Source organism: Streptomyces sp. NPDC026538 (assembly GCF_055567535.1).
Map to the genome: position 1 here is coordinate 1 of NZ_JBVHQG010000025.1, position 23,793 is coordinate 23,793.

General features: G+C 68.0%; 14 protein-coding genes and 1 pseudogene. 5 read left to right on the plus strand and 10 right to left on the minus strand.

Translation table 11 applies throughout. The features are described from left to right. Positions 1 to 590 precede the first annotated feature (590 nt). Together ACZ4N4_RS45645 and ACZ4N4_RS45650 are read left to right on the plus strand one after the other, a co-directional pair. Positions 591 to 1,205: a DinB/UmuC family translesion DNA polymerase gene (locus tag ACZ4N4_RS45645; RefSeq protein WP_467600662.1), complete on the plus strand. Its 615-nt coding sequence runs from the start codon at positions 591 to 593 to the stop codon at positions 1,203 to 1,205. Positions 1,206 to 2,350: 1,145 nt separating this feature from the next. Beyond that, the gene (locus ACZ4N4_RS45650; RefSeq protein WP_467600665.1) at positions 2,351 to 2,575 is read left to right on the plus strand and encodes a DUF6420 family protein; all 225 of its coding nucleotides are present in this window, start codon (positions 2,351 to 2,353) and stop codon (positions 2,573 to 2,575) included. A 217-nt stretch (positions 2,576 to 2,792) separates the two neighbouring features. Here the strand turns inward: ACZ4N4_RS45650 and ACZ4N4_RS45655 are convergent, their stop codons facing one another. Further along, on the minus strand, positions 2,793 to 4,082 hold the full coding sequence (locus ACZ4N4_RS45655) for a HEPN/Toprim-associated domain-containing protein (RefSeq protein WP_467600614.1): 1,290 nt from the start codon (positions 4,080 to 4,082) through the stop codon (positions 2,793 to 2,795). Positions 4,083 to 4,454: 372 nt separating this feature from the next. On the opposite strand from ACZ4N4_RS45655, the gene ACZ4N4_RS45660 reads away from it, so the two are divergent. Next, positions 4,455 to 4,658 carry a cold-shock protein gene (locus tag ACZ4N4_RS45660; protein WP_467600617.1) on the plus strand — a complete coding sequence of 68 codons (204 nt, stop codon included), beginning with the start codon at positions 4,455 to 4,457 and terminating at the stop codon, positions 4,656 to 4,658. Between the two features lie 350 nt (positions 4,659 to 5,008). Continuing rightward, positions 5,009 to 8,626 (plus strand): hypothetical protein, encoded by a 3,618-nt coding sequence (locus tag ACZ4N4_RS45665; RefSeq protein ID WP_467600620.1) that lies wholly within the window; start codon positions 5,009 to 5,011, stop codon positions 8,624 to 8,626. Positions 8,627 to 9,063: 437 nt separating this feature from the next. On the opposite strand, the gene ACZ4N4_RS45670 is transcribed toward ACZ4N4_RS45665, so the two are convergent. The 7 genes from ACZ4N4_RS45670 to ACZ4N4_RS45700 form a co-directional block, all read right to left on the minus strand. Continuing rightward, entirely contained in the window at positions 9,064 to 13,617 is a 4,554-nt protein-coding gene (locus tag ACZ4N4_RS45670; RefSeq protein WP_467600622.1) for a hypothetical protein, read from the minus strand. 89 nt (positions 13,618 to 13,706) lie between these two features. Continuing rightward, complete coding sequence (locus ACZ4N4_RS45675) at positions 13,707 to 14,576, minus strand: hypothetical protein (protein WP_467600624.1); 870 nt, start codon at positions 14,574 to 14,576, stop codon at positions 13,707 to 13,709. 259 nt (positions 14,577 to 14,835) lie between these two features. After that, on the minus strand, positions 14,836 to 18,543 hold the full coding sequence (locus ACZ4N4_RS45680) for a hypothetical protein (RefSeq protein WP_467600627.1): 3,708 nt from the start codon (positions 18,541 to 18,543) through the stop codon (positions 14,836 to 14,838). 473 nt (positions 18,544 to 19,016) lie between these two features. After that, positions 19,017 to 19,379: a DUF1330 domain-containing protein gene (locus ACZ4N4_RS45685; RefSeq protein ID WP_467600630.1), complete on the minus strand. Its 363-nt coding sequence runs from the start codon at positions 19,377 to 19,379 to the stop codon at positions 19,017 to 19,019. 149 nt (positions 19,380 to 19,528) lie between these two features. Further along, the gene (gene mauJ, locus ACZ4N4_RS45690) at positions 19,529 to 19,951 is read right to left on the minus strand and encodes a methylamine utilization protein MauJ (protein WP_467600633.1); all 423 of its coding nucleotides are present in this window, start codon (positions 19,949 to 19,951) and stop codon (positions 19,529 to 19,531) included. Between the two features lie 464 nt (positions 19,952 to 20,415). After that, positions 20,416 to 20,625, minus strand: coding sequence for a hypothetical protein (locus ACZ4N4_RS45695; protein ID WP_467600636.1), 210 nt, complete (start codon positions 20,623 to 20,625; stop codon positions 20,416 to 20,418). Then, positions 20,579 to 20,812: a DUF6247 family protein gene (locus ACZ4N4_RS45700; protein ID WP_467600668.1), complete on the minus strand. Its 234-nt coding sequence runs from the start codon at positions 20,810 to 20,812 to the stop codon at positions 20,579 to 20,581. Before ACZ4N4_RS45700 ends, ACZ4N4_RS45695 begins: the two co-directional genes overlap by 47 nt. A 304-nt stretch (positions 20,813 to 21,116) precedes the next feature. Between ACZ4N4_RS45700 and ACZ4N4_RS45705 the strand changes: the two genes are divergently transcribed. Further along, positions 21,117 to 21,539: a hypothetical protein gene (locus ACZ4N4_RS45705; RefSeq protein WP_467600639.1), complete on the plus strand. Its 423-nt coding sequence runs from the start codon at positions 21,117 to 21,119 to the stop codon at positions 21,537 to 21,539. 593 nt (positions 21,540 to 22,132) lie between these two features. Here ACZ4N4_RS45705 and ACZ4N4_RS45710 read toward each other — a convergent pair. Next, positions 22,133 to 22,459, minus strand: a complete 327-nt coding sequence (locus tag ACZ4N4_RS45710) for a hypothetical protein (protein ID WP_467600642.1) — start codon at positions 22,457 to 22,459, stop codon at positions 22,133 to 22,135. Between the two features lie 208 nt (positions 22,460 to 22,667). Beyond that, a pseudogene (locus ACZ4N4_RS45715) lies at positions 22,668 to 23,618 on the minus strand (IS481 family transposase); the annotation flags it as partial. Positions 23,619 to 23,793: the final 175 nt, after the last annotated feature.

Below are 23,793 nucleotides of genomic sequence, written 5' to 3' on the forward strand. Positions count from 1 at the left end.
GAGAGATGGAACTCTGCCTAACAACGGCGCGACCCGGCTCTGACACTGAGACGCCCGCGGCATCACCGAAGTCATTCAGCTGCGGGCCCTGGCGTACTACGGACTGCACAGCGCGGCCGCATTCGCCACGAACCGAATCCGACCAGTTCGCAGATTCCCGCATGCAGCAAGTCGTGAACACACCGGCTGGTTCCGCCGGATAAGGCAAAACGCCGTCCGGTTCGGCGAATGACTGGGGAGGAGGAGGTCAAGAGGTGACCGAGGTTGCCACGTTTCTTCATGTTCGGCTGCGGCAGCGTGGCGGGCTACCCGAGCTGATGACGGTGTTGGGGCGGTTCACTCCGATCGTGCAGGCGTTGACGCCTGGCGCTGCTGTTGCTCAGGTGGGTGGTGCCCTCCGGCTCTTTGCGGCGGGGCCGGTCGAGCTCGCGCAACGGATACGGCTGCAGGCTCTGGCGTGGTTCGGGCTGGACACGGTGGTGGGCGTCGGGCAGTGCTGGTCGGTCGCGGCCATGGCTTCAGCCCGCGCAGGGAGAGGTGGTATCCGGTACGTGGCGCCATCGGCGACGGAACAGTTCCTGGCACCGCAGATGATCGAGGACCTTTATGGCATCCGCCGAGTCCAGGCTGTCGTGCTTCGGCACCTCGGGGTGGAAACGATCGGCCAGCTTTCGGTCCTGCCACCGGCGACCGCGCTGCGGATCCTGGGCCGTTCCGCCCGGATTTTGCAAGAACGCGCCCGGGGGATTGACGGCCGCACGATTCGTCCGGACAGCGTCCCGGAGTCGGTCCTGCTACGGGCAGACTTCTCCAGGGACGTCCTGGACGGCCCGCAGGCGCGGGGGACCGCACTGCAACTGGTCACGGACCTGGCCGCACGACTTCGCGCCCGATCGCAGGCTGCGCGCACGATCACGGTGACGATTGGGATGGCCGATCCAGTCGCGGGCCAGGTGGAACAATCCAGTTGGCTTGGCAGGGCGAGATGGACGGAGACGGGGCGAGCGGCCCGCGACACTGCCACGGCCTCGCGCCGCTTGATCTGCAGGCGCCGTCGCCCGTACAGACCGCCCTCACGGGAGCGCGCACAGATCAGGTGCAGGGCGAAGGGACCGCCGAACCAGAGCTGGTCGCCTCCGTCGAGAAGGATGCTGTCCACGTCGTACTCGGTCTCGGCGATCAGCAGCACGCAGCGCCGGCAGTGATCGTCCCTGAGCGGCAGCGTTCGACCACACCGGTGGCACGGGCCTGTCGGCCGGCCGATCGCCCAGTTCTGGCAGGACGCACACCGCTGATCACGCTCGTTCGTCCAGGCCAGGCACTCGCGGCAGCTCCCCACATCCGGTGACATCCAGAAGGGCACCAGCCGCGGCCGCAGCGGCGCCAGCATCCCGGCCCGCTTCAGAGCCTCGTGCAGGGTGGGCCGCATCTGCGGCAGATCCGCGAGCGCCTCGGGACGCACCAGCCGCTCGTCCGGCGGCCGGGAGGCCAGCGCAAGCCGCAGCCCCTCACCGGTGTGGAAGCGCCATGTCTCGCCGACCCCGCGCTCGGTGGCCATCTTCTCGAGCACGCTCTTGACTTGGGCAAGGTCAGGGATGGCGCGGCCGCGAAGGAGCTGGCCGTGGGCACGGGTGAACGTGCGTGGCCACGGCGCGAACAGACCCAGCTGGCCGGGCACTTCCTCCACGCACACGTCGGGATCGTCGCGGGCCGGCGGTACCCGGCCACGGGCCCACGGCGCGAGCCACTGCCTCACTCGGGGCCCGCTGCCGTACCGCAGCGGGAAGCTACTCAGCACCAGCCCATCGATGTGGTGCGCCAGCTGCAGCGGCCGACCCGCGGGCAAGGTGCGCCATTCGAACTCGGCGTGCATCCACGCCTCGTCCTCGCCGAGCCGGACCGTGACCCGGCATCCCCGGCAGGCACCGTCCGCACCGACGATCCCCGGCGAGGCACACCGGCGGCACACCTCCTCGCGCAGGATGCCCTGGATCACCCTGTAGCGGCCATCCCGGCACTCGTGCACAGCCCCTTGGTGTTGACCAGACCCCAGGTGGCGCACAACGTGCACGACCCGGCAGGTTTCCGCGACACCATGCTCAGTTCGGCGGCAGGCGACGTAGACCGCCCTTGCCACCCGATTGCTTCGGCACCGGCCGGCCGCCGCTGCCCGCACGCAGGCTCTCGCCGACCGCTCAGGTCCGCGACCGTGCACTCCAGGGCGGCGCAGATCATGTCGAGCTCGTCCAGATCCCGCATGCACCGCCAAAAGGATCGCCGCGCTGCTACGCGCCTGGCGGCACGCCACCTGAACCAGACCCCGGCCGCCCGTCAAGCCGCTGCCCGCTCCATGCGCGGCTGGCCCGGCGGGCTGCAGCTCGCCCTGGCCGCCGAGGGGCACTGCGTGCAAGCTGGATGTCGATACCGCGCCGCGTACGCGCACGAGGTGCTGCGCGTCTTCGAGCTGCGCAAACGGCGGCATCGCGCTTGCCGCGTTCGTGCGCGCCGCGCTCGCGGTCGAGCCGGGGGGACTTCGCTCCCACGGACCGGCTCTTGCAGGAGACCGAAGCGCTGACCGGGCCTGTCCGCCAAGAGGACGATAGGGCGAGGGCCCGTGAAAGCGGGCAGGTGCGGCGCCACGGGGGGAGCGCCGCACCTGCGGCCAGCGTAGCGATCCTCGGCTCCGCCCGGGCCCGTATGGGCGACCGACCGATGGTCCCGAACCCATGAAAGGCATCGCCGCAGTCGAATCCGTCGCGAAGGCGGCCTCCTGACACGCGGCTCCTGATCCTTCAGTCGAAAGCGTGGACGATCTTCTCGAAGATGGCGTGGATGCCGCTCCAATCCCCGCTGCTGTCCTGTCCTGACCGAGCGGCCTTCACTTTCTTGTTGAACGCCTTCTGCACCTGGACCTTGTGGGCTGGCGACAGCGCCCCTTGGTGGCGCTGCACGGCGGGGATGAAGCGTTGCAGGTGGACCGGGGCCAGCGCGCCGTCGATCATCAGGACGTCTTCACCGAGGTACATCTCCAGGGAGCCGGCGGCACCGTTAACGTCGGTCAGCGCCATGGCGGGGGAGCCTGGATCGACGGTGGGGTATCGGGCGAGCAGGGGCAGATCCGGGTAGTGCAGCACCCGACAACCTGTGGGCAGTTTGTGTCTCTTCAGCTTGGCGAATGCCGCGTGCCCGCCGGCGTCGTTGTCGGCGATTGCCACGAAACGGTTGGCCACGCCGGCTGCGACGAACGCGTTCACCATGTTCGCGAGCGCCCCGACACTGCCCTGGGGCTTCGTGGCTGTGCCCGCGTAGTCGAAGAAGCGGACGAAGTCGACAAGGTGCGGGTGGGTGACGTGCATCGCCTGGGTGAGAACCCTGGCGTCGGTGCTTCCTTTCGTGAGCACGATCAGCGGGGCGTTGTCGGGCAGGGCCGCGAGCTGCCGTTCACGCGTCGGGCTGGCGATGGGCTGGTCCGTGTCCAGGCCTACGCAGCAGCCGGTCAGCGCGCTCAGGTCCAACCCGACCCGCATGTCATCGGAGGCCTGGTCGACGAGCAGCCGTACGAGGCTGCGGTACTCGACGAACCAGCGCAGATCTTCAACGTCTCCGGCGGTCTCGGTGAATTCGACCTCGTACGAGAAGTGCTCCTGCGCTGTGGCGAACGACGTCCGCGGGCGGTGCGGTCCGATTGCCGAGCCGATGGCCGCAAGGAGTTCGGCGGGTTCGCGTGGGGGCCGGGCGAGAGTCTGGTGCAACTGCTCGCCCCTGGCTTCTCGTTCCCGGAGCTCGCTCTGCCCCTCGTAGGTCTTCTGCCACTGCTCGATGCACTCCGCCAGGTCGGCGAGAGCCCGACGCGAGGTGAAACCCTGCACGTTCAGGCGCTGTCGCAGAGCCTTGACGGTGGTGTAGTACCCGAGCGTGATCCCCTTTTCGTCCCAGTCGTCGTCGTGCGTGTCGTCGCCGGTGTCGGTGACGACCAGCTCGCGGTCGCTCTCGTTGAAGAGCGCTGCCAGTTCCTCGTTGTAGTGATTACGGGTGTAGAGGAACTGGCATTCGCCGATGACCAGATAGGAGTGATGGCCCATCACCGAAGGATCCCATCGCCCGGAGTGCGGCGCCGCCGACTTTTCCGGCCCTGTCGCCCAGGCATGGTGGGGCTTGAACCATCCCAGATCCGAGTACCAGACGAGGCCCTTCTCGATCCGTCCCGCCGATCATCGGCAGGCGGAAACGAGGCTCCGAACTCGTATACGTGGCTGGGGCGGTGACTTGATGAGGGATGCGACGGTTGCTCTCTGGTGAAGGCTGTTTTCGCCGTGTAGCGTCGATGCCAGATTTCGTCGTTCGCAGTACCTGCCCGCGCTATGGCGCGGGCGCTTTGCTGTGCAGCATCGGACCAGGGCGATCACCGCCCGGCCGCGCGGTGCGGCTCCTGACAGCGACTGAGAGGCACCAGCATGGCCAGCGGAACCGTCAAGTGGTTCAACGCCGAAAAGGGCTTCGGCTTCATTCAGCAGGACGGCGGTGGACCGGACGTCTTCGCGCACTACTCCAACATCAACGCCAGCGGCTTCCGTGAGCTGCAGGAGGGCCAGGCGGTCACTTTCGAAATCACCCAGGGGGTGAAAGGCCCGCAGGCGGACAACATCACGCCGGCCTGACCCCCTTGGACGCCATCAGGGCCCGAAGCAGGAGCTATCGGGCCCTGATCAGCGGCGTACCACGTGATCACCCTCAGCTTCTGGGGCACCGGCCGGTACCCCGGCAAACGGCATCACCATCACCTGCCAGGGGCAGCAGGTCCTGGATTAGATCCGCTGAATCCACCGTGCGCACCGACGTCTGGGGCTGCACCACTGGGCGACCGGATCCTCGACTGGCTGCCGACGAAGGCGGCCCGCTGACGCCCGGCCGCCTGACCCACTCGCACCGGCCTGCCGGCTGCTCCGCGCCGCGCTCGGCACGGGCGGACGGTGCCGGTGGCCGACGCGGTACTGGCCCGCCAGGGCCCGTGGGGCTGCTGAATCTGAGAGACCCGTGCCTGGCTGGGCGACGGCGGGTTTACGGTGATGCAGTGAGTGACGATGTGGGAATGCTGGCCGCTGTGAGCGTGCTGCCCGAGGTCGACGACGTCCTCGCGGATGCCTTGCGGGCGCAGGGGGAAGCGGGCGTACGGGCGTTGGGTCTGCTGCGCGACGCCGGCCGCATCCTGGCCGGGGGCGGGTTCGCGCGGCCGGAGGAGGTCGCCGCGGCCTGTGTGCGATCCGCCGCAGACGCGTTGCTCGGTCTGCCCGGTGCCCCTGTCACGGTGGGGCTCAAGGCCGCGGCCGAGAACCTGCTGGCCGCGGTGGAAGCCGTCTTTCCGCCCCCGGGCGCGACCCACAGCACCCAGGCCCAGGGTGCCGGGATCGGCGCGGATGGCACGCGTGCCACTGTGCTCGCTGCCCCTGCCGCGGTGGACGGGGAGTCGGAGCGGGTACGGGAGACGGCCCAGGCTCTGCGCGGCGAACTCGCCCGCCCGGGCCGCTACCACCAGGCCCGGGCCCGCGGCATCGCCGAACGGCTGATGAAGGTGGAGCTCGGTGCGGCGCAGGAGACGGCGCTCGACGTGTGGAGCTGGGTCTATGCAGTGGCCTCAGGCATCCTGCACGGCCGCAGCGCCGACACCGGCGAGGCCGCCGCCCTGTACGCGGAAGTCCTGGCGGCGGCACGTGAGTTGCTGGTGCCGCTGCCTGACCGCGCCGCACGTGTCCTTGAGCTGGCCGCGCTCGCGGGCCCGGGTGAGGCGGAGGCGCGGGAGCTGGCGGGCTGGGCTGACCCGCGGGCCACGAGTTTCTTCTTTCGTTCCGGGCCAGCCGCGACCTGGCTGGAGGCCCTTCACGAGCACGCGCCGCACCTGCTGTTGGCTGACGAGGCGGCCAGCATGTGGCCAGCTGCCCCGTTCCTCGAGCACCTAGCCGCCGCCAGGCCGGAGGCTGTCCAGCCGTGGTTGTCTGCTCATGCCGTCCAGCTTGCAGGCGGCGGCCCGCTCGCGCTGAGTGCGCTGCTGCGCCTGGCCGACGTCGGCGCCCTCACGCCCGCTGACGTCCGGTTGTTGCTCCCGACCGTCCTTGTTCCCGCCGAGGCCGGCGAGCTGGCCGAGCAGGCCAGTTTCTCGCGCCGGGTGGTGGCCAGCTGGGCGGGCAATCTTCCGGTGGCCGCGCGAGACGGGGACTGGGTGCTCGTCGTCGAAGACCTGCTGAAGGACTCGGTGGACATCGAGCACGCCGCCGTCCGGGCCATGCAAGCCGCGTCGCAGCGCGTGCACGCTGACCAGGACCAGACCCTGGTTGGCACGGCCTGCCAGGAGGAACGCGTCGCCTGGGAGGCGAGCCAGGTGCTCAAGCAGCAGATGGCGGCCCGGTTGCCCGACCACGACGTCGCGGGCTTGCTCCGGGAGCTGGTGGCGACCGTCCACACTGTTGGCGGCGGGCCCTTCTGCTGGGCCCGCCCGGTTCGGAACGCGCTGGCGGGCCTGCTGTGCCGCGACATCGCGTCGGGCTCCAACGTGCTATTACTCGTCGACCTGGACGAGGTGCGCCTGCGCGAAGGTCCGGTGGGTCCGGACTTCGTGGGCCCGTTCCTGGCCCGGGCGGTCCTGGAACTTGCTGCGGCGGACGCCGCGGCCGGTGTCCCGCCGGTCGAGCGGATGCGGGCGTGGCGGCGGATCGCGGCCGCGGACGGGCACGTGCACGACCGCATGCTCGCCGCCCACCTGGCCGCGCACACGCCCGCCGACCCCGATGCTGCAGGCGCCGGGCAGTGGTGGGACCAGGCGATCGAAGTCACCGTGCGTCTGCTCGCCACCCACCCGAAGCCGGAAGGCGCCCGGCTGGCCGCTCGGGTACTGCAGAATTGCCCACCCGAGCGGGCCGCAGACCTGCACCAGCTGGCGCGTGAGGCGCTCGGCCCGGCTCCCGCCGCCCGCGATGTCGACCAAGCTGACGGCGAGTTGCCCGCCGCCTGGGTGCGGGTGTGGGACTGGTCGCCGGTCCTGCCCACCGGGCTCCTCGCCGACTTCGCCCCGCTGCTGGACGCGGTAGGCCGGCTGAAGCCAGCCGGGCCGCCCGACCCAAGTGTGCTCGCCCTCCCGGTGCCGCGTCATCACATCGTGCTGGAGACGGAAACCCTGCTGAAGCTTGCCGCCGCCGACGGTCCGCTCGCGGCCGCCGCTGCCCTTGCCGGTGCCCCCGACGCGGGTGCCCGCGGCTACGCGATGGTGCTGCAGCGCCTCATCGAGGCCAATCTGAACGCCTGGGCGGGCGACGTCCCTCGGGTCCTCGCCGTCCTGGGCGGCGCGGAGCTCGGCGCGTTCTACCTGAACGCAGTCGCCCGCACCGCGCTCGACCGCCGCCGCCTTCCAGACTGCCTGGTTGCGGCCGTCCTTGCCGCACCCACACTGCGCCGAGCCCTGCCCGTCCCGCAGGACCCCCAACATCCCTCCGCTACCGCGGCGTTCGCCGACCGGGATGTGTTCGACCTGCTGAAGCTGGTGTGGCGCACCGGCACCGACCTGGCCGACGACCTGCCGGCAGTCCTGGACTGCCTGCACACCCTCGCAGAGCCCCTCACCCGCCCTGCCGGGCCGCCATCGCCCGCGGACTGCCGGGACACATGCACTCCCGCGAAGGCCGGCGGTGTCGCGGCCGGGCAAGCGGAGGCGGCTGTGGGCGCGCTGGACTGCCTGCTCGAATATGCAGCAAGCCGGAGCACCGCGGACGGTGAGATGCCCGACAGAGTCCTTGACCTGGTCGTCGCCGTCCTTGCCGCCCGCTGTGGCGACGAGGCCGTCGCCGACGTGATCGGCGCACACCTGCCGGTCCTGCACCACCGGGCCGCCGTGTTCACCGCGGCCCACCCGGAGTTGTACGTCCTCGACCCTCACCGGCCTTCACCGGCAGCCGCATGGCTGGAGAATGGCGGCCGCGATCCGCTGCTGCTCGCCGCCCTGAACCGCGGCCAGCTCCTGTCCGCCCTGCGCGACAACCCAGTCAGGGTGTCTATCCGCGTGGTGGACGCGTTGGCCGGCCACCCCCATTTCCTCGGTGACCCTGCGGACGCCTGGCGCGAGGTGGCCACGGGCCCGGGCGGCGTCGAGGCGGCCTCCTGCCTGTTCTTCACGCTCGCTCTCTTCAAGCCGGCGCGTCCGATCACCGTCGATGCCGCCCCGGCCCCAGCCGACCATGCCGAGGAGGGCATCGAGCACGTGTGGTGGGCGGCGGCGCTCGACGCCGGCCTGCCGCCCGGCGCGCTGGCTGGCGCCGGCCACTTCGCCAAGCTCGCCCTCCCGGACGAGGTGTGGTTGCCTTTGGCCCGGCGCAGCGCCGAGCACACCCCGGCCCTGGTCGACGCTGGCGATGTCGCCGAGCGTGCCGCCGACCACCCGGGCAGCCCCGATGCCCTGCTCCTGGCCGCGCACCTGCTCACCCGCCGCGCATCCGCAGCCTGGGAGGACGGCGAAGTTCGCCGCCATGCCCGGACCCTGTTTGAGGCCGCCGTAGCGCTGCCTGCGGCCGAGCGCCCTACCGAGACGGAGGAGCTGCGCCAGGCGCTGATCGACGCCGGCGACATCCACGCCGCCCGCACCTGACAGAACGAGACCAAGGACGACCAGGCTCGTATCTGGACGTGAATCAGCCAGTCGGCTCGGATGCGCAGGCTGACACGCCACCGCTGACCCTCGTAGTGGTCGAGCATTGACGATCGTCTGTCAGGTCGTGCAGTCCCCGGCCGGTCGCCGCTGTGCGGCGCGTTCCACGAACGGCTCCAGGTCGCTCTCGGGTGCATGTTGACGTAGCGGTCGGCGGCGTGGACCCGCACGGCGTTGAGGCGGTGGACGAAGCACTGGGGAATGGTGGGCATGCTGTCCTCGGGGCCCAAGGACAGCATGTGCCTTGGTCCGACAGGAAGTACGAGGGTCTGAGCTCCGGCGGGAGAGCGACGGGGCGCTGGTCGTGGCCGGTTCTCGCTCCGCTCCGGGACGATCCGTGGGCGCGGTCGACAATGGGATCAATTGCTTCAGCGGGTTCAGAGGAGGTCGGGTTGCCACCGTAGATAGGCGAGGTCGCCTTGATAGCCGAGCAGGATGCCCGTGCGGTGGGCAGCTATGGCGATTCCTGCCTGGGGAACGTGGAGTGGTGAACCTAGTGCTTTGCCTGCTGTGAGGTCCCAGACTCTGATACTGCCAGCTTGGTCACTGGTGACGGCAGTTGGCTGTCCGTTGGGCCGGATGGTGGTGGCGATGGCGACGACTGGCTTGCGATGGCCGTGCAGCGAGTGCAGAGTGCGCCCCGCTGTGGGGTCGGAGACTAGGACCATGCCGCTTTCGTCGCCTGCAAGGATGACAGGGTTCGACCCATGCTCGAGCGCCGCCATGGCGGTGACGGTGTGGGAGTGGCCGTTTAATCTGTGCAGCGGGCGGCCTGTGGCGAGGTCGGACACCAAGATCTCTGTGCTGTTTCCTGCGGTGGCTAGCAGAGTTGGTCCTGCTGCGGTTCTCACCGCGGTGAGGAGAGTGGCTCCCGCATGGGTGAGCACCTTCTGGGGAGGTCTGGCGACTGTGGGGGCGAGTTCCCAGGCCAGAACGCGGCCGTGACGGTCCAGGGTGACCGCAACTGGCGGTGCGTCGGTGCGCTCTGCTGCAGCCACTGCAACACATTGGCCTCGGCGACTGAGGTAACGGACGGGATGACCCGTGTGGAGATCCCAGAGCCGCAACCGGCCACGGTCGTCGTTGGTTACGACACCAGTCTGATCGTTGGGGAGAGGGACGATGGTCAAGCTCCGCAGTCCGTCGATCTGCCAGCGTGGGTATCTATAGAGGTCCGGCCATAGTCCATTGCTCAGATTTCGCACCATCACTTCGCCGTGGTCGTCAGCGGTGACTGCAATAGGCGGTCGGTGGGGGAGTGAAGTGCCAGCGGCTGCAACTACCCTGCCCTTATGTGCGGGGAGAGCGGCGAGCTGTCTGCCGACGGACCAGACCATTACCCGACCGTCCTCACCACAGCTCACGGTATCCGTATAAGGGCCCATAGCCATTGCACTGTGAGGGCCCATAGCCACTGCATTCACCGGGCCGTCATGCGCAGCAAGCGTGTAGCTCGTTCGTGAGCGTTGAGGGTCCAAGCCATGATGGCCCCATACAGTCAGCTGCCCCTCTGTGTTTCCAGTGATGATGGCTTCTAAGCCGATGGCCATGGCCGTAGGAACGGCTTGGGCCGTCGGGTTGAGCACACGAAGCCGTCTACCGGTCTCCAGGTCCCAGACGCGCAACTTGCCCCTGGCATCCATAGTGATAGCAGTGGCGTTCTGCCTCTTCTCCCCGATGGCCACCGTTGTCTCGACAGTGAGGACACCACCTTCATGGCCCGGCAGTTCTCCCAAAAGCGTGCCGGTCTCCACGTCCCACACGAGGGCAGATGAGGAGGAACCGGCAGTCACAGCGACGGCCCCGCCCGCGGGCAGAGCCGTGGCCGCCACCGCGTGGTTGACGTTGATCGCTGTGTGAAGAGGGCGAAACTTCTGCGTGCTGAGTTCTGGGATCCACACCGCGGCTTGTTCGGCGTGGCCGCCGAGGACGAATGCGGTTACCTCGTTCTGACCGATCTGCACGCCGACACTTGCTATGGCACAAGGAGCCCAAGACGTCCCTACGGAGCATAGGAGGTGCCCCCCTGGCAGGTCCCACATCCGCACTTGCCCGGTGTGGTCGGCTGTGACCACCACAGGGAAACGGGGGTTGCGCAGGTTCCTGGAAAGGTCCGCTGTCGCCAGTGCGCGCACACCTTCGGTATGGCCATCAAGAGTGTGCAGGAGATCGCCCGACTGCAGGTCCCATATGCGCGGTTGGTCCTCGGGGCCGGCTGTGACAGCCAGGGCGGCCCCGGTCCGACTCATGAACGGGGGGACCGTATCTACGTGGATGACGGGCCCGTTATGGCCGCTGAGGGTGTGCAGAAGGCGGCCGGTGGTCAGCTCCCAGACCAGTGCCTTCCCATCCTGGCCGCCGGTGACTGCAATACCGCGCAATCCCGGAAGTACCTCTGTTGCTACGGCATTGACCGGTCCGGTGTGCCCGTTCAGGGTGTGCAGGCGTGCGGAAGCAGCGCTGAGGGTGGCGGTCCATTCGAAGGTCGCTGGTGACGGTTGGTGTTCGATGACTGCTGCGGCAAGTGTCTTGGCCAAAGCGGTGTCTCGTACGGCCGCCGCGTCCAGTGCCAGCAGGCTGCGCCTGATGGTGGGGTCGTGCCGCTGTGGGTGATGGGCGGTCGAGCGTCGGTAGGTGCGGGCACGCTGCATGGCTACCGGCTGATAGGCGGTGTGTAGATAGGGCGAGAGGTGATCCGGGTCGGCATGCAGCAGGAAGAGAGGATCATCGAGGAGTACATCGATGTCTGCAGGGTTTACGGCCACCGTGTGAGCGGCGGCATGGCGCTGGATGTACGGGGTGGCGAGATCCCAGCGGGGCGCACCGCCGGTGGTGCACGGAACGGTTGACATCAGTGCCCGGTACAACGTTGCCGGATCGCACGCAGGTCTGGTGTGGTCGCTCAGGGCCTGGTGGAAATACCGGTACAGGAGCCGGTGATCGGTATCGATGGTCGTACGGAGGTAGAAGAGCGCCTCGGTGAGTGCGGCTTGAGTGTCCCGGAGGGCCGGGGGCAGGTCCCGGTCGCGGAATTGCGGCGCGTGGGCTAGGGCCGCGGCGTGGATGAGATCGAGGGGCATTCCTTGGCCCTGCGCTTGCCCGAGCACTTGCAAGACTGGGCCGGCCCATGGATTTTTCGTCACCAGTGCCGTGGTGTGCAGATCGAACATCTCGGTGATCTCGCACGGCACAGCGTCGATGATCTGCTTGTCACGAAGGTGATGGTCGGCCGCCGGCTGGCTCAGGAGATGGTCTGCATACAGGGCGGCGATCAAAAACGCCCCGTGTTCGGCGTCTTCTGCCAGTCGACGGGCGACGCCCTCTGCCGTGGCCTGCGAGTGGTGGCCGTAGAGGAGGTCTCCCAGGTATTGGGCAAGGTCCTCCGCCAGATCGTCGCGTTCCTGGTCCAGATCCAGCAGCGTTGCTGGACCATTCCTCAGCGCCTCACGCAATTCGGACAGAGCGTCGTCGTCCCACAGTCGGGTGCCTAGCAGGACGCGGCAGGGGACGTCGGCGTCCTCTGCGGCGAAGCCTGCCAGGGGCATCAGCAGGTCATGCACCACGCCGGCCGGATCTACGGCTTCGTCAAGGGCGTCGAGGATGAGCGCGGTCGGACCAGCCTTCCGCAACGTCTCTACCAGGAGGGCCATTCCGGTTTCGTCAGGACTAGTCCCCGGGGCAACCGTGGGCTGCCATGACTGGACACCAGGCGTACAGTTTGCGGAAACCCCCGCTTGCTCGATCAACTGGCGTTGCAACGAGGCGGTAATTTGCTCGATGGTCATTTGGCGGGCATGCACAGCCACCACATGCTCCAGCGGCCGCGGCCGGAAGTTCTCCACCCGGGCGACGATCCGCTGCCTCAGGGGCCGAAGCGCGGGATGGGTGAGGCAAACGCTCACTCCCAGCAACGCCGACTTACCCGACCCGGGCCCGCCGGTAATCACGCGCAAGCGTTCTTGCTTCGCGTCAGCATTGTCGAGCCACGTAGCGATGTGCCGTAGCTGCTCCTTCCGGCCACTGAAAAGCACACTGTCGGACCGGCTCCCGGCCGCCCGACTGGCGAAGTGCAGCACGTCCAAAGCCGGATCGCTCTCTAGGGCGAATTGGCGCAGTGCTCCTTCCGTGCGAGCCAGGAAGCGACTTGCCGGGTCGCTTCCGTAATGGGGGTTACGGAAAAATGGGGGCGGCTCGGACAGTACTGCCTCTCTGTGTGGCGTACGCACCACGGACTGGCCCTCGCGGCCGGCTGCGAGGTCCTCCCGCGCAAGCTCTCGGTCGACTTCAGCAGCGATCGTCTCGAGGGGCACATATTCCAGTGCCGGAGATATATCCAGCAAACCTTTAGCGAGTCGGCGCAGCACTGTGGCCATGGCCTGGCTGAATCGGGCTCCATGGGTGATCTCATTGTCGTCGCATGCAGCAATGACCCAGGCTCGCCGCTGGCGTTCCGGCCATGCATCCGCGCCGGTATTGACCAGCTGCTGTGCCATCTGGGTGGAGAGGGCCTTGCCGGCACCACAGACGTCCAGCAGAAACAGAACAGGCTGAGACGCAGCCTCAGCATCCTCCAGCAGTTGGCTGACCTGCACGCTGGAGGTGCGGAGCGCCTGCTGCGTCGACGGATCGCTTTTGCGTACCGCCAAGTACAAGCCGCCCTGACCCTTAACGCCGTGGCCGCTGAAGTGAACGATCAAGGGCTGCTCTAGTTCCTGCGCCTTGTGCCAGGCGTCCTCCAGCTCGTGACGATCCGGATCGAGGATGGGAGCGGTGGCACCGACCCCGGCATCCGTCAAGGCTCGGGCAACGTCCTGAACAGCACTGGCAACCGACTGCAGGGGGCCGAGAACGACAACGCCGGCCGCCCAGTCGTCTTCGGAAATCTCGGGCTGCGGAAACCCACCGGCCCCAATCACCAACGCTTGGGTCACTGCAGACCACTCCCAGTTCCTCGTCCTGCCCAGCAATCCTGCTCTCTCCCCAGCCCATGCGCACCTCAACTCCTGCCAAAGGCGAAGAGTTAGTAGGCCAGATGGGGTGCGATAGCTGCGCCAGTCATCCCATCGGCTAGATACCGCTCCATGGAATGGAAGGCAAGTAGCCCAATATCCGTGGTCTCGTGGGCGTCGACAGGAAAACAGTCGCCGAGCATTGGGGGCAACGCGACGAGGTCACCGACGTCCGCAATATTCACCCACCGCGCCACACCAGGCGGCCGCTGGCCGTACCCGCCGATGGGCTCAGGATCCAGCTTGCGCATCATCGCCGGCAGTCCTAGCGGAGACCCCAGCGTCACAAGCAGTTCAGCATGCAGATCACTGAATTCATGGAGGGCCTCATATGCCACCACTGATCCCAGCGAGTGCGCCACCACTACCTTGGGTTGTTGCTCCCGGATTGTCTGCGCCACGACTTCGCGTGCCTTCTGCCTGCGCCTTGGCCGTGAGGTGTAGGCATCCGTGTCCTGCAGAAAGGCAATGATCAAGCGGGAGAGCCGTTCACTAATGTCCTTGTGGACCGTCGCGGCCACCCCATCTCCTGTCCGACGACGGACCAACCAGCCCACCATCTGCCTCAGCGGCGCCAGCACACCCGCCTGCATCTCCTCCGGTACAGGCACTCCCGCCAGCTCAAGCCATTCCCGCGCTTCCTCCTGCTGGGCTGGCGACAGATCCTCCAGTCTCGTCTCGGCTTGTCCTGCAGCCTGGTCCTGCCATCCATCGGACAGCACGTGCGCGTAGTAGGCCATGGCCACGTCCGGGACTGGTACGTGCTTCAATCCTGATGCAGCAAGGCCCTGTTCCAGCCGGGCGCGGTTACGCTTGGCCAAGGAAACCGCAGCCTCGCGTGGCTCCATGCCTCTCTGCCGATTCCAGATGCCATGCACCATGACTACTCCGGCCACGAGCCACCCCTCCCCCGAAGTCAATGGCTTCAGCCTGCCCTACCGGATGCCTGGCGCGCGTGAAGGCACGGGAAATATTCCACTCATTCCGTCACCTCGGAAGCTGGGTTCGCTGATTTCCCCACTGGCCAGGCCGTACGAAGACGACCCGCAGGCGTCGGGCGGCTGCAGGGGCGGGGTCGGCGGTGGTTGGGGGCAGCGGCTACTACCGGCGACCGCGACCATGTCCGCCGCCGACGCCGCATCAGCTCGCCGTCGCCCAACCGGGTTCGGGGTCGTCGGGCTGGCGAAGGATGGCTGTGAGGTGATCGACGGTGGTGTAGGGCATGCGGGGGTCGACAAGGAACGCGGCTGGCTCGACGGTGCGGGTAACCATCAACGGCTGCACCCGCCATGGGTGCTCGCCATTGACCCCGCAGGCAGCCGCAGCCTGGGCCGCGTGCTGGGCGATGGTGGCGGCTTTGGTGAGCAGCTTGTCCCGGTAGCGAGTGGTGAACTTCTTCATGTGCCGCTGCAGGGCGTGGACGGCGACGGCCCGGGTGGGGTTCTTCGCCTCGATCACCCACAGGCGGTGGGTCTCGGGGTCGGCGACCAGAAGGTCGATCTCTCCGATCAGGCCGGAGATACCGAGCGTGGCGGCAGTCTTCTCCAGGAGGCGGAAGCGGTGCGGCAGACCGGCACGGCAGGCGGCGTCCCGAACATCGCTCTCCAGACGCTGGTCGAGTTGCTGGCGGTGGCGCAGGAGTGCTTTGTCGACGGGGGCGGGGAGTTCGGGGTGCGGGAGGTGACCGTCCTCGAGGTTGGCGGCCCACGTCTCCAGGGAGACGTGGGCGAGCCAGGGCAGGACGAGCAGCCGCTCGCCATGGGCGACGAGAGGGTGGGCCAGCGGCCGGATGCGGCGCTCGACCTCGGTGTAGGCGTGCTCGCCGGGGCCATCGGCGTTGCCGGGATGCAGGCGCAGACGGTCGACGGCAGCGTGGAGCTGTTCGGCGGGAAGCCCGGACCAAGCGGCACTCTCGGCGACCAGCTCCTCGCTGGTCGCGGTGACGGTGCCGCTCCAGCCAGTGGGCCAGTCGGACGCGGTGGCGAGGACCGCGACGATCGCGTCCAGACCGCACCCCCAGTCCTTGACGAGGAGCTGATCGGCCTTGGCGAGCTCGCTGCCTGCGGGAAGCGCTGCTGCCGTGAAGCAGACGGGCATGCGCACGTACGGACGGGCGAGCACGCTGGCCGCGTCGAAGGATTCGAGTTCTCTGTAGGCGGCGGTTTCGATCATCCGCTGGTGGCGGGCGCGTTGGTAGGCGCCGGCGTCGAAGCCGAGATGGTCCGCCCTCGCCGCGCCCTGAGCCGGGGCGTCGGGGCCGGAGCCGAGAGTGAACAGGCCGCTGGGGTCGACGGTCAGGACAAGATCGTTCAGACGGCGCGCCGCTGAGACCGCGGTATTGCCGGTGTTGAAGACGACTTCGGCGAGGGCGACGAGCTCGGCGACGGCAAGGACATCAACGGGCCGGTCACCGGCGGGCGGTGTGACGAGCGCCTGCTGCAGTAGCAGGTGCAGCGCGGTGGTGGCGGTCATCGCGTCCTGCTGCTGGCGACGGGACTCCTCCACCCAGTTGTCCGCCCAGGGGGACGCGAGGTTGACCGCGATGGTGGTGTGCGAGCGAGTGCGGTGAGACCACGCGGCGTTCAGATGCCGGGCGATTTCGCCGAACAGGGCTGGCTGGTGAGCGCTGATCTGTTTGGCGAGTTCGGCTTCCAGGGCATGGAGGAGCTGCTCGGCGGGCCCGCCGGGGCGGCACGCATCCGCTCCATGCCACGTGCCCGCTGGCACCCCGGCGCGGCGTACAGCCGCGGCCGCGGCACGCAGGGCGCGTGCGTGCAGGTGCGGAGTACGCGGCAGCGTGAAGGCGGGGCGGGTCGACGGCCAGAAGGTGGTGATGCCAGCCAGGAGCAGCACTGGATGGGCACTGTTCCACGCCTCGGTAAACGTGTCGACGTCGGTGCCGGGCCCGGCGGCGCGCCCGGTGCGGACTTGGGTGATCAGTTCGTGCACGAGCCGGCCCAGGTTGCGGTGTCCCTGCTGGCCGTCGCCGGCGAAGGCGGCAAGGAGCGGTGGGTCGATGACGAGTCCGATCCGCGCGGTCTCGAGCTCGGCGCCGGCACGCACGAGGAGACCCTCTTCCACGTCGGCGTCATCGGTCGGCTCCAGTGCTCCGGTTGGAAGTTGGTGCGGTTCGTCGGAGACGGTCACTTCCACGATCAGGGGAGCGCCGTCGGGAAGTGTCGCGTGCGCAGCGACCGGCTCGATGGTGGTGAGCGTGGTGTGCAGGGCGTCGGCCAGGTCGTCCATGCCCCCTGTATCCAGCGGGCCGCCGCGCTGTTGGGAGGGGACAGCGACGATCACCATCGGAGGGACGGTCGACGTACGGATCAGCAGGGTGCCCTCGGAGCTTTGGTACTCCAGACAGGCTCTCGCCCCGCGAGCTCCGGGCTCGGGTGGGATCGGCGTGGCGCGCGTAAAGTCCCGTACGCCCGGCAGGCCAGCAGCGCTCAGCACGCGGTCGGTGGCCGCGTGCACGGCGGCGTGTTCCCAGACCTCGTCGTACGGCGTGACGGGGACGAATGCGATGTCGTCGCTGTCGGGGGCGGGCAGCAGCAAGGTGGCGTTGCGGTGCCAGAGCGACCACGCGTCGAGGGCATCGTGGTAGGCCACGCCGTACACGCCTGGGTGCTCCGTGAGCTCTAGGACGAACAGAGCTGGCAAGGTCGGGTCGCCGTCGGTCTGGTGGAGGATCTCGGAGAGTTCCTCGACGTGGAGGAAGGCGGTGTCGCGGACCAGCTCGCGTGTCAGGAAGCGGGGGCCGCCGTAGACGACGAGGCGGCCGCGGCCCGGCGGGGTGTCGGCGAGAGCGGACCGCCCTTCCTCGATGCGGCCGCTCAGGGCACCGTCCGCCAGGGCGCTGACGACGGCGATCTCGTAGCGGTGGGTGGGCGAGGTCATCCGGCATACCGGTCCTGTGATGGTGGGGATGTGGTCCAGGCCGAGGAGCTGGGCGAGCCGGGCGACGGTCATTTTCTGCAACCGCTCCTCAGCGGCGGGGAGTTCGGCCGATGGCAGGAAGCCGAGCAGCCGGGTGGCGGCTGGGGCGATGGCGTCCGTCGCCGCACCGGCGGGAACGGGCAGACGTCGGCCGTGCGCGGTGATGGCCAGGACGGGACCGAGCAGCGGTGTGTCGGGGCGGTAGCGCAGCGCAAGGTCCTTGACCCGGCTGGTCAGCCAAGCCAGGGCTCGTGCGGCGCGCTCCGGGTGCCGGCAGTGGGGGATGAGGTCGGCCGGGTCGGCTGTCGCGATCGAGGCGGCGGCGTCGACCTCGGCGGAGGTGAGACGGCAGGCACCCCAGTCCTCTCCAGCGTCGTCCGGCTCGACGTAAGGTTCGGGCCACGCAGGGGCGAGCGCGCCGAGCGCCCGGTCGGTGATCCGCAGGGCCAGTTCGACGACGTCGCCGATCCCGAAGCCGACGGTTTCGCACAGCGGCAGGTCGATGGCCAGAGCGGTGAGCTCAAGGCTGCGCAGCACGAGCAGGGGGTGGGCGAGCTGCCCGGGATGGACCAGCAGCCGCTCACCTGCAACGGTGCTGCTCACTCCTGCACGCAGGTCGCTGGGATCGCGATCGGTGAGGACTCCTCGGCCTGGGGCGGCGCGCACGATGGCGTCGACCAGGCCGGGCAGGTCGTCGGCGTCGGCGCGTGTGCCTGGGCGGGAGGGGGTGCGCAGCACGCGGGTGAGCATCAGCAGCAGGTGGTCCTCAAGACGTTGGAAGTCTGGTGAGGTGAGAGCTGCCTGGAGCAGCACGAGCAGGGAGTCGCTGGAGTACGGGGCCAGGGCGTGGTCGAGGACCTTCCAGAAAACGCGACGGTATGCTGCGGAGGTGACGGGCGTGTTCGTGGGCATGGTGCGCGTCCTGCTCTCGTACCGGGCTGATCCGACGGATCCGACGCGACAGCTTCGCAGGCGGGTGACGGACCGTGCCGAGGATTTCGGGAGGCGCGACGGTGCCGGGTACGCGTTGTCCCAACAGGCATGTGTCCGAACGATCACACCCCAGATGCTGGCGATGCGCACCGCTCGCCGGGATGAAATCCGCCAGGAGAACTGGCCGCTTCCCGCGGCAACTCCTTCGAAGGCGACTCAATCCGTCGTCGTGTCGTGGCTTCGTAACCCAGAGCGGGTTCTGGCTCGCTTTCCGAAGTGGACCAGAGCCCGGGAACGGGAGTCGTTTGTCGACGACTTCGGAAGTCACTTCACGGGGCCTGATCATGATCAACGTCGATGAGTGGGGGAGTCACTGCGGGCTTCTGCGTGGGCTGAGTGGGCCGTCGCATACCGCAACCGGGGGCCGGCACTCTGCGGAGAGGGTCCTGCGACTACGAGGCTGGCTGCCCCGCCCGTTCGGCCTCGGCTCGCAGCTTGCCGGCCCGCTCGGCCGGGTCGTAGCCCGGTCCGACGCCCTCGATCAGCAGTACATCGCCCTCGATGTGATCGGTACGCAGCCGCAGGATGTCTCGGTAGGTGGACGAGTTATACCAGGCACGGGCCTCGGCCATGCTGGGGAACTCGATCAGCACCATGCTGCCGGGCCACGTGCCCTCCACCACCTCGGTCGGCGGACCGTGGATGAGGAAGCGGCCTGCGAAGGGATCGAGGGTGGCCTGGATGCGCTCCAGATACTCGATGATGTCGGTGTGATGGCGTCGGCTGCGGAGATGAGCGAAGCCAAAAGCGGACACGGTCGGGCTCCTTCGTTCCGTTCGTCCCAGGGCGGGGCGACGACCAGAACGTAGCCGGGAGTGATTGAAGAGGGCGATTACCTCGTAAGTAATTACCGAGGGAATACAGGGGTGTTGACCGTATTGACCAGGTCGTCACGCCCCGTGGGTCAGCAAGTCTCCACTGCTACTCGTGCCAGCAATTTCAGGAGCGGCAGGTCGGATGCCACGGCTTCAGCCTGTGTCCCGAAGTCTTGGAGCACGATGGTTGATGCACCCGGTCGGCCGTGAGCAAGTCCGTTGCGGAACCCGTAAAGGTGTGAAGCGATCTGCTTATCGCTCTTACCCTCCACGCGGAGGTCGGCCATCCTCTGGACAGCCTGGATGCGATATGACTCGAATACGTCGTAGTCCACTACGGTTGGGCCTCCGGGGGCGGCCAAACCCTTGGTCATCAGAGCCCCGAAGTCGTACGAGTGGATCTGGGCGAGGTTCTTCTCTATGCAATCCTTTCCGTTTTTTCCGTCGGCAGCCTCCAACACCCGGTAAAGGCAAAGGTACGTGCCCAACGTGTCAACTTGTCGCATGGCCATCGCGTAAAGGCTAGTAGTTGGCGGCGACCCCCTGGGAATCTCTCCTCGAAGCGTGTGAGTGGGTCACCATGCTCTGCATAGCGGAGGCGGATTCCATCTGCGAACCGTAGCTCGACAAGTGTTGAGAAGAAGAGTTCCAAGGCCTCCTCATACTGCTGGTCCCGGTCTGCCCATGGACGGTTCATCCCCACAGGTTCTCCTGGGGCCGCGACATGTCCATCACTGGGGCTCACGTACGTTGGAACGTCGTGATCGAACGCAACGGAGTCAGCGAGGAAGGACGCGTCCTCGAACGACACGCCTGCCGTGGCGACACCGTCCACCAATGTGTACGGAACCAGATGGCCATAGCCGTCGTCCCGTAGGCCCCACCTCCCTGCGTCATACTCCCAGCTCGCGCTCGAGCTGATGTAGCCGAAGACCCTGATCAGGTAATCCACGTCGGGCAGTCCCATCGCGCCAGGTTACGCGCCGATGTAGTGGTCTGTGCCGCCGCACCGGGATTCCTCTACGTCTACGGCAAGGCCGCCATCTTCGGCAAAGACGAGCGCGCCCTGATCCGCCTCGCCCAGATCCATCAGGCTGAGGGTGACCTGCAGAATGCTGAAGCCCTTTACCTCCAGGGCGCTACCCTTGACCACTACCTCGCTCTGATCCTCCTCGGGAGTCGTCACACTCACCCGCGAGGAAGGCTTCGACGGCCGGAGCGGCAGCGAGCGGAGCCCGCCAGGTGCGGACGACATCGTGGTCCGGGGCGTGGCTGAAGGAGTGCCGGGCGTCGTCCAGGGCGCGCGCCCAGTCCTGCTCGAACGCGGCCACCCAGACGCCGGCGCGGTGGTCGGCACGGAGTTCGGCGAGCAGTTGGGCGGCGGCTGCGAGGGCCGGCGGGGCGGGAACCTCCTTGGGCTGCGCTTTTCAGCTTCTCCTCCGAGCAGGTCCTCCTGGCACGGTAGCCGCACCATGCGTGTCGGGAGAAGGTCTTGCCTCCCACCGTCCCGAACCGACAGCGGCGACGAGGTCGCACCCTCGCCTGGGTCGGCGCGACGGGTGGGGCGTCCGCAGGGCACCGTCGGTGGCTAGGCGCAGGCCTTCCTCAAATGCGGGTTGGCTCCAGAGAGAGCGGGGGAAGGCCAGGGACAGATGCGAGTCGGCCCTTGGGGGAGGCATGGCACAGCAAAACAGCCAGGACCACGATGCCGAGATCATCGCTCTGCTCATGCGGGAGTACGAGTCGCTGCGAGCGGAGATCACTCAGCGTGTGACGTCGAGGATGCAGATACTCGGCTTCTCGGGAGTGATCGCTGCCCTCGTCGCGGGAACGGGCGGGGTCTCCCTGCACAGGCCATCGGTGTACATCGCCGTCGCCACGCTCCTGCTTGGGGTGCTGTGGCTCAGAGACTGCAACCAGGGGATCCAACGCATCGGCAAGCATCTGCGGAACGTGGAAGAGGAAGTGAACCGCCTGGCCACACGTACCTACGGCAGCAGTGCGCTGTCGTGGGAGACGAAGCGTCACGTGGTTAGGCAGCACGAGCTGCCGGTGTGGCGTTTCCTGGGCCGGCTGGGCGGCTGGACCGGCCGCCACTGAGTCATTGTCCGCTGACGGGCTGTGGTTCCGGGGCGTCGTCGGTTGCTGTCTCCGTCCCCGCCCCGGTCGCACCGCGTCCGCACCGATCTGATGGCAGCCGACACTTCCTCGTTCAATGCCCAGCAGTGGCTGTCAGCCAGGATTCCCCACGCTGCGGTCATCGTCGCTGTGCCGCTAGTGAGCGGGTGTATCCACGTCAACGCTCACCCAGGTGCTGCGCAGGAAAAGCGAAGCCAGCTCCTGAGTCCTAGCGTCGTAGTGCCTTGCGTTGACAGGACGGCAGGGCCTGGGCGGCCCCGGCACCCGCGCCTGGGCCGGGGCCGCCCCTCCACGCACTCCTATCCTTGAGCATCGGCCCCGACCACGACCCGGGTGGCACGCGGCTTGCCTCCGGAAGTCCTCTGAGGGGTAGCCCGCAGGCTCGGTCTGCATCCCACGGCGATGGCCCCAGCGGCTGAATTGATGGTCGCGTTCCTGGGAGCCGACGGGACATGACCCTGGACGCTGGCCACCGCCCGGGACCTGGCCGCCACTGCCGCGCGCCTCGGTGACGCCGACGCCGAGCAGGGGCGGACGATGCCCTGCGCGGTTCGTCAGCAAACCACGGAGATCCCGCACAGGCCGCGGCCGTGTATGGCGGCGTGCCGCCACATCCGGAGTGGCCCATCCAGCACGCTCTCCTCGGCCTCGGAGTAGTCCAGCCAGTCCTGCGCCTCAGCTGCGAGGCGCTCCTGGGGGGTGAGGTCCAGTGCTCGCTCGATGGCAGGCAGTGTCGCGCGTACCTCGGCAGAGATGAGCAGGAAGTTGCCGCACCAGCCGGGCAGGACGGCGGCCCGGTCAGGGCCTATGGCGTGGAAGAAGGACCGTAGCGCGAACTCCTTGCTGTGGACCGAGATGAAAATGTCCTCCGGCCCGGTCACCAGGTCTCATACGTTCGTGAGCAGGGAGAAGCCGTCCTCGCGCGACAGGCCGTCGTATAGCTTCTGCACGTGCTCCCCTCCAGCGGTCAACTTGTGGAAGGAATGCAGCGCGTCCGCCTCCCGGCCGCTGGACTTACCGAAGGAATTGCACCAGGTTCTGACGTCGGGGAGCGGCTCGCGCTGCCAGCGGTCCCAGCTCTCTCGCGCTAGCTGTATGACCCGCAGGGTTGTTGACGCGGGTGATGGGTGGCTGGCCTTCGAGTGCGGTGTGGCACGGTGGTGGTTGTAGGTGTGCAGGAAGTCTGCCAGGGCTGCGGTGCGTTCGTCGTTACTGGTGTAGGGCCGCAGGTAGGCCCACTCGTCGAGCAGGGTGCGGTTGAAGCGTTCGACCTTGCCGTTGGTCTGCGGCCGGTAGGCGCGGGCCAGCTTGCGGCGTGCGCCGAGGTCGGCCAGTGCCTGCTGCCAGGCGAAGCTTTTGCGGTAGGGCCAGGAATTGTCGGCCAGGACCCGCTCGAGGCGGTCGATGCCGTGGGCGGCGAAGAAAGCCGCGGCCCGTCGCAGGAAGCCGGCGCAGGTGGCGGCCTTCTCGTCGTCGTGGAGTTCGCTGTAGGCGAGGCGGCTGTGATCGTCGACGGCGGAGTGGACGTAGCCGAAGCCGACGCTGTTGCGGCGGGCGCGGCCGGCCTGGCGGCCCAGGACCTTGTGGCCGCCGCCGTCGGGGATGCGGCAGAGTTTCTTGACGTCGACGTGGATGAGCTCGCCGGGCCGGTCGCGTTCGTAGCGGCGGATGAGCTGTCCGGTGGGCCGGTCCAGGAAGGTCAGGCGGTTCAGGCCGTGGCGGGTCAGGATGCGGTGCACGGTGGAGGCGGGCAGGCCCAGGATCGGGCCGATGCGTGCGGGTCCGAGCTTGCGGCTCTGCCTGAGCCTGCAGACGCGGGCTTCGGTTGCGGCGGTGGTTCGGTGTGGTGTCGTGCGTGGGCGGCTGGAGCGGTCGAAGAGGCCGCGTTCGCCCTCGGATTGCCAGCGCCGGATCCACTTGTGGGCCGTGGGACGGGAGATGCCCATCTCCGCGGCGACGTGTGCGACGGGCGGCCGGAGCGGACACGGCGATAAGCAGTCGCCTGCCACGAACGGTCAGCCGGGCATTACGGTGGGACACGAAGGCCTCCGTGCGGTGAAGATTCGACACCTCCACCACACACGGGGACCTTCGCCATGATCAAGCCCGGCCAGCGTTAACAACGCTCATGATCAATACAGCTAGCGGCTCGTTCCGCTCCGCGGTGATCAGCGGGAGCAGTCGTGGAGCCAGAGTCCCGATGAAGGCGTCGTCG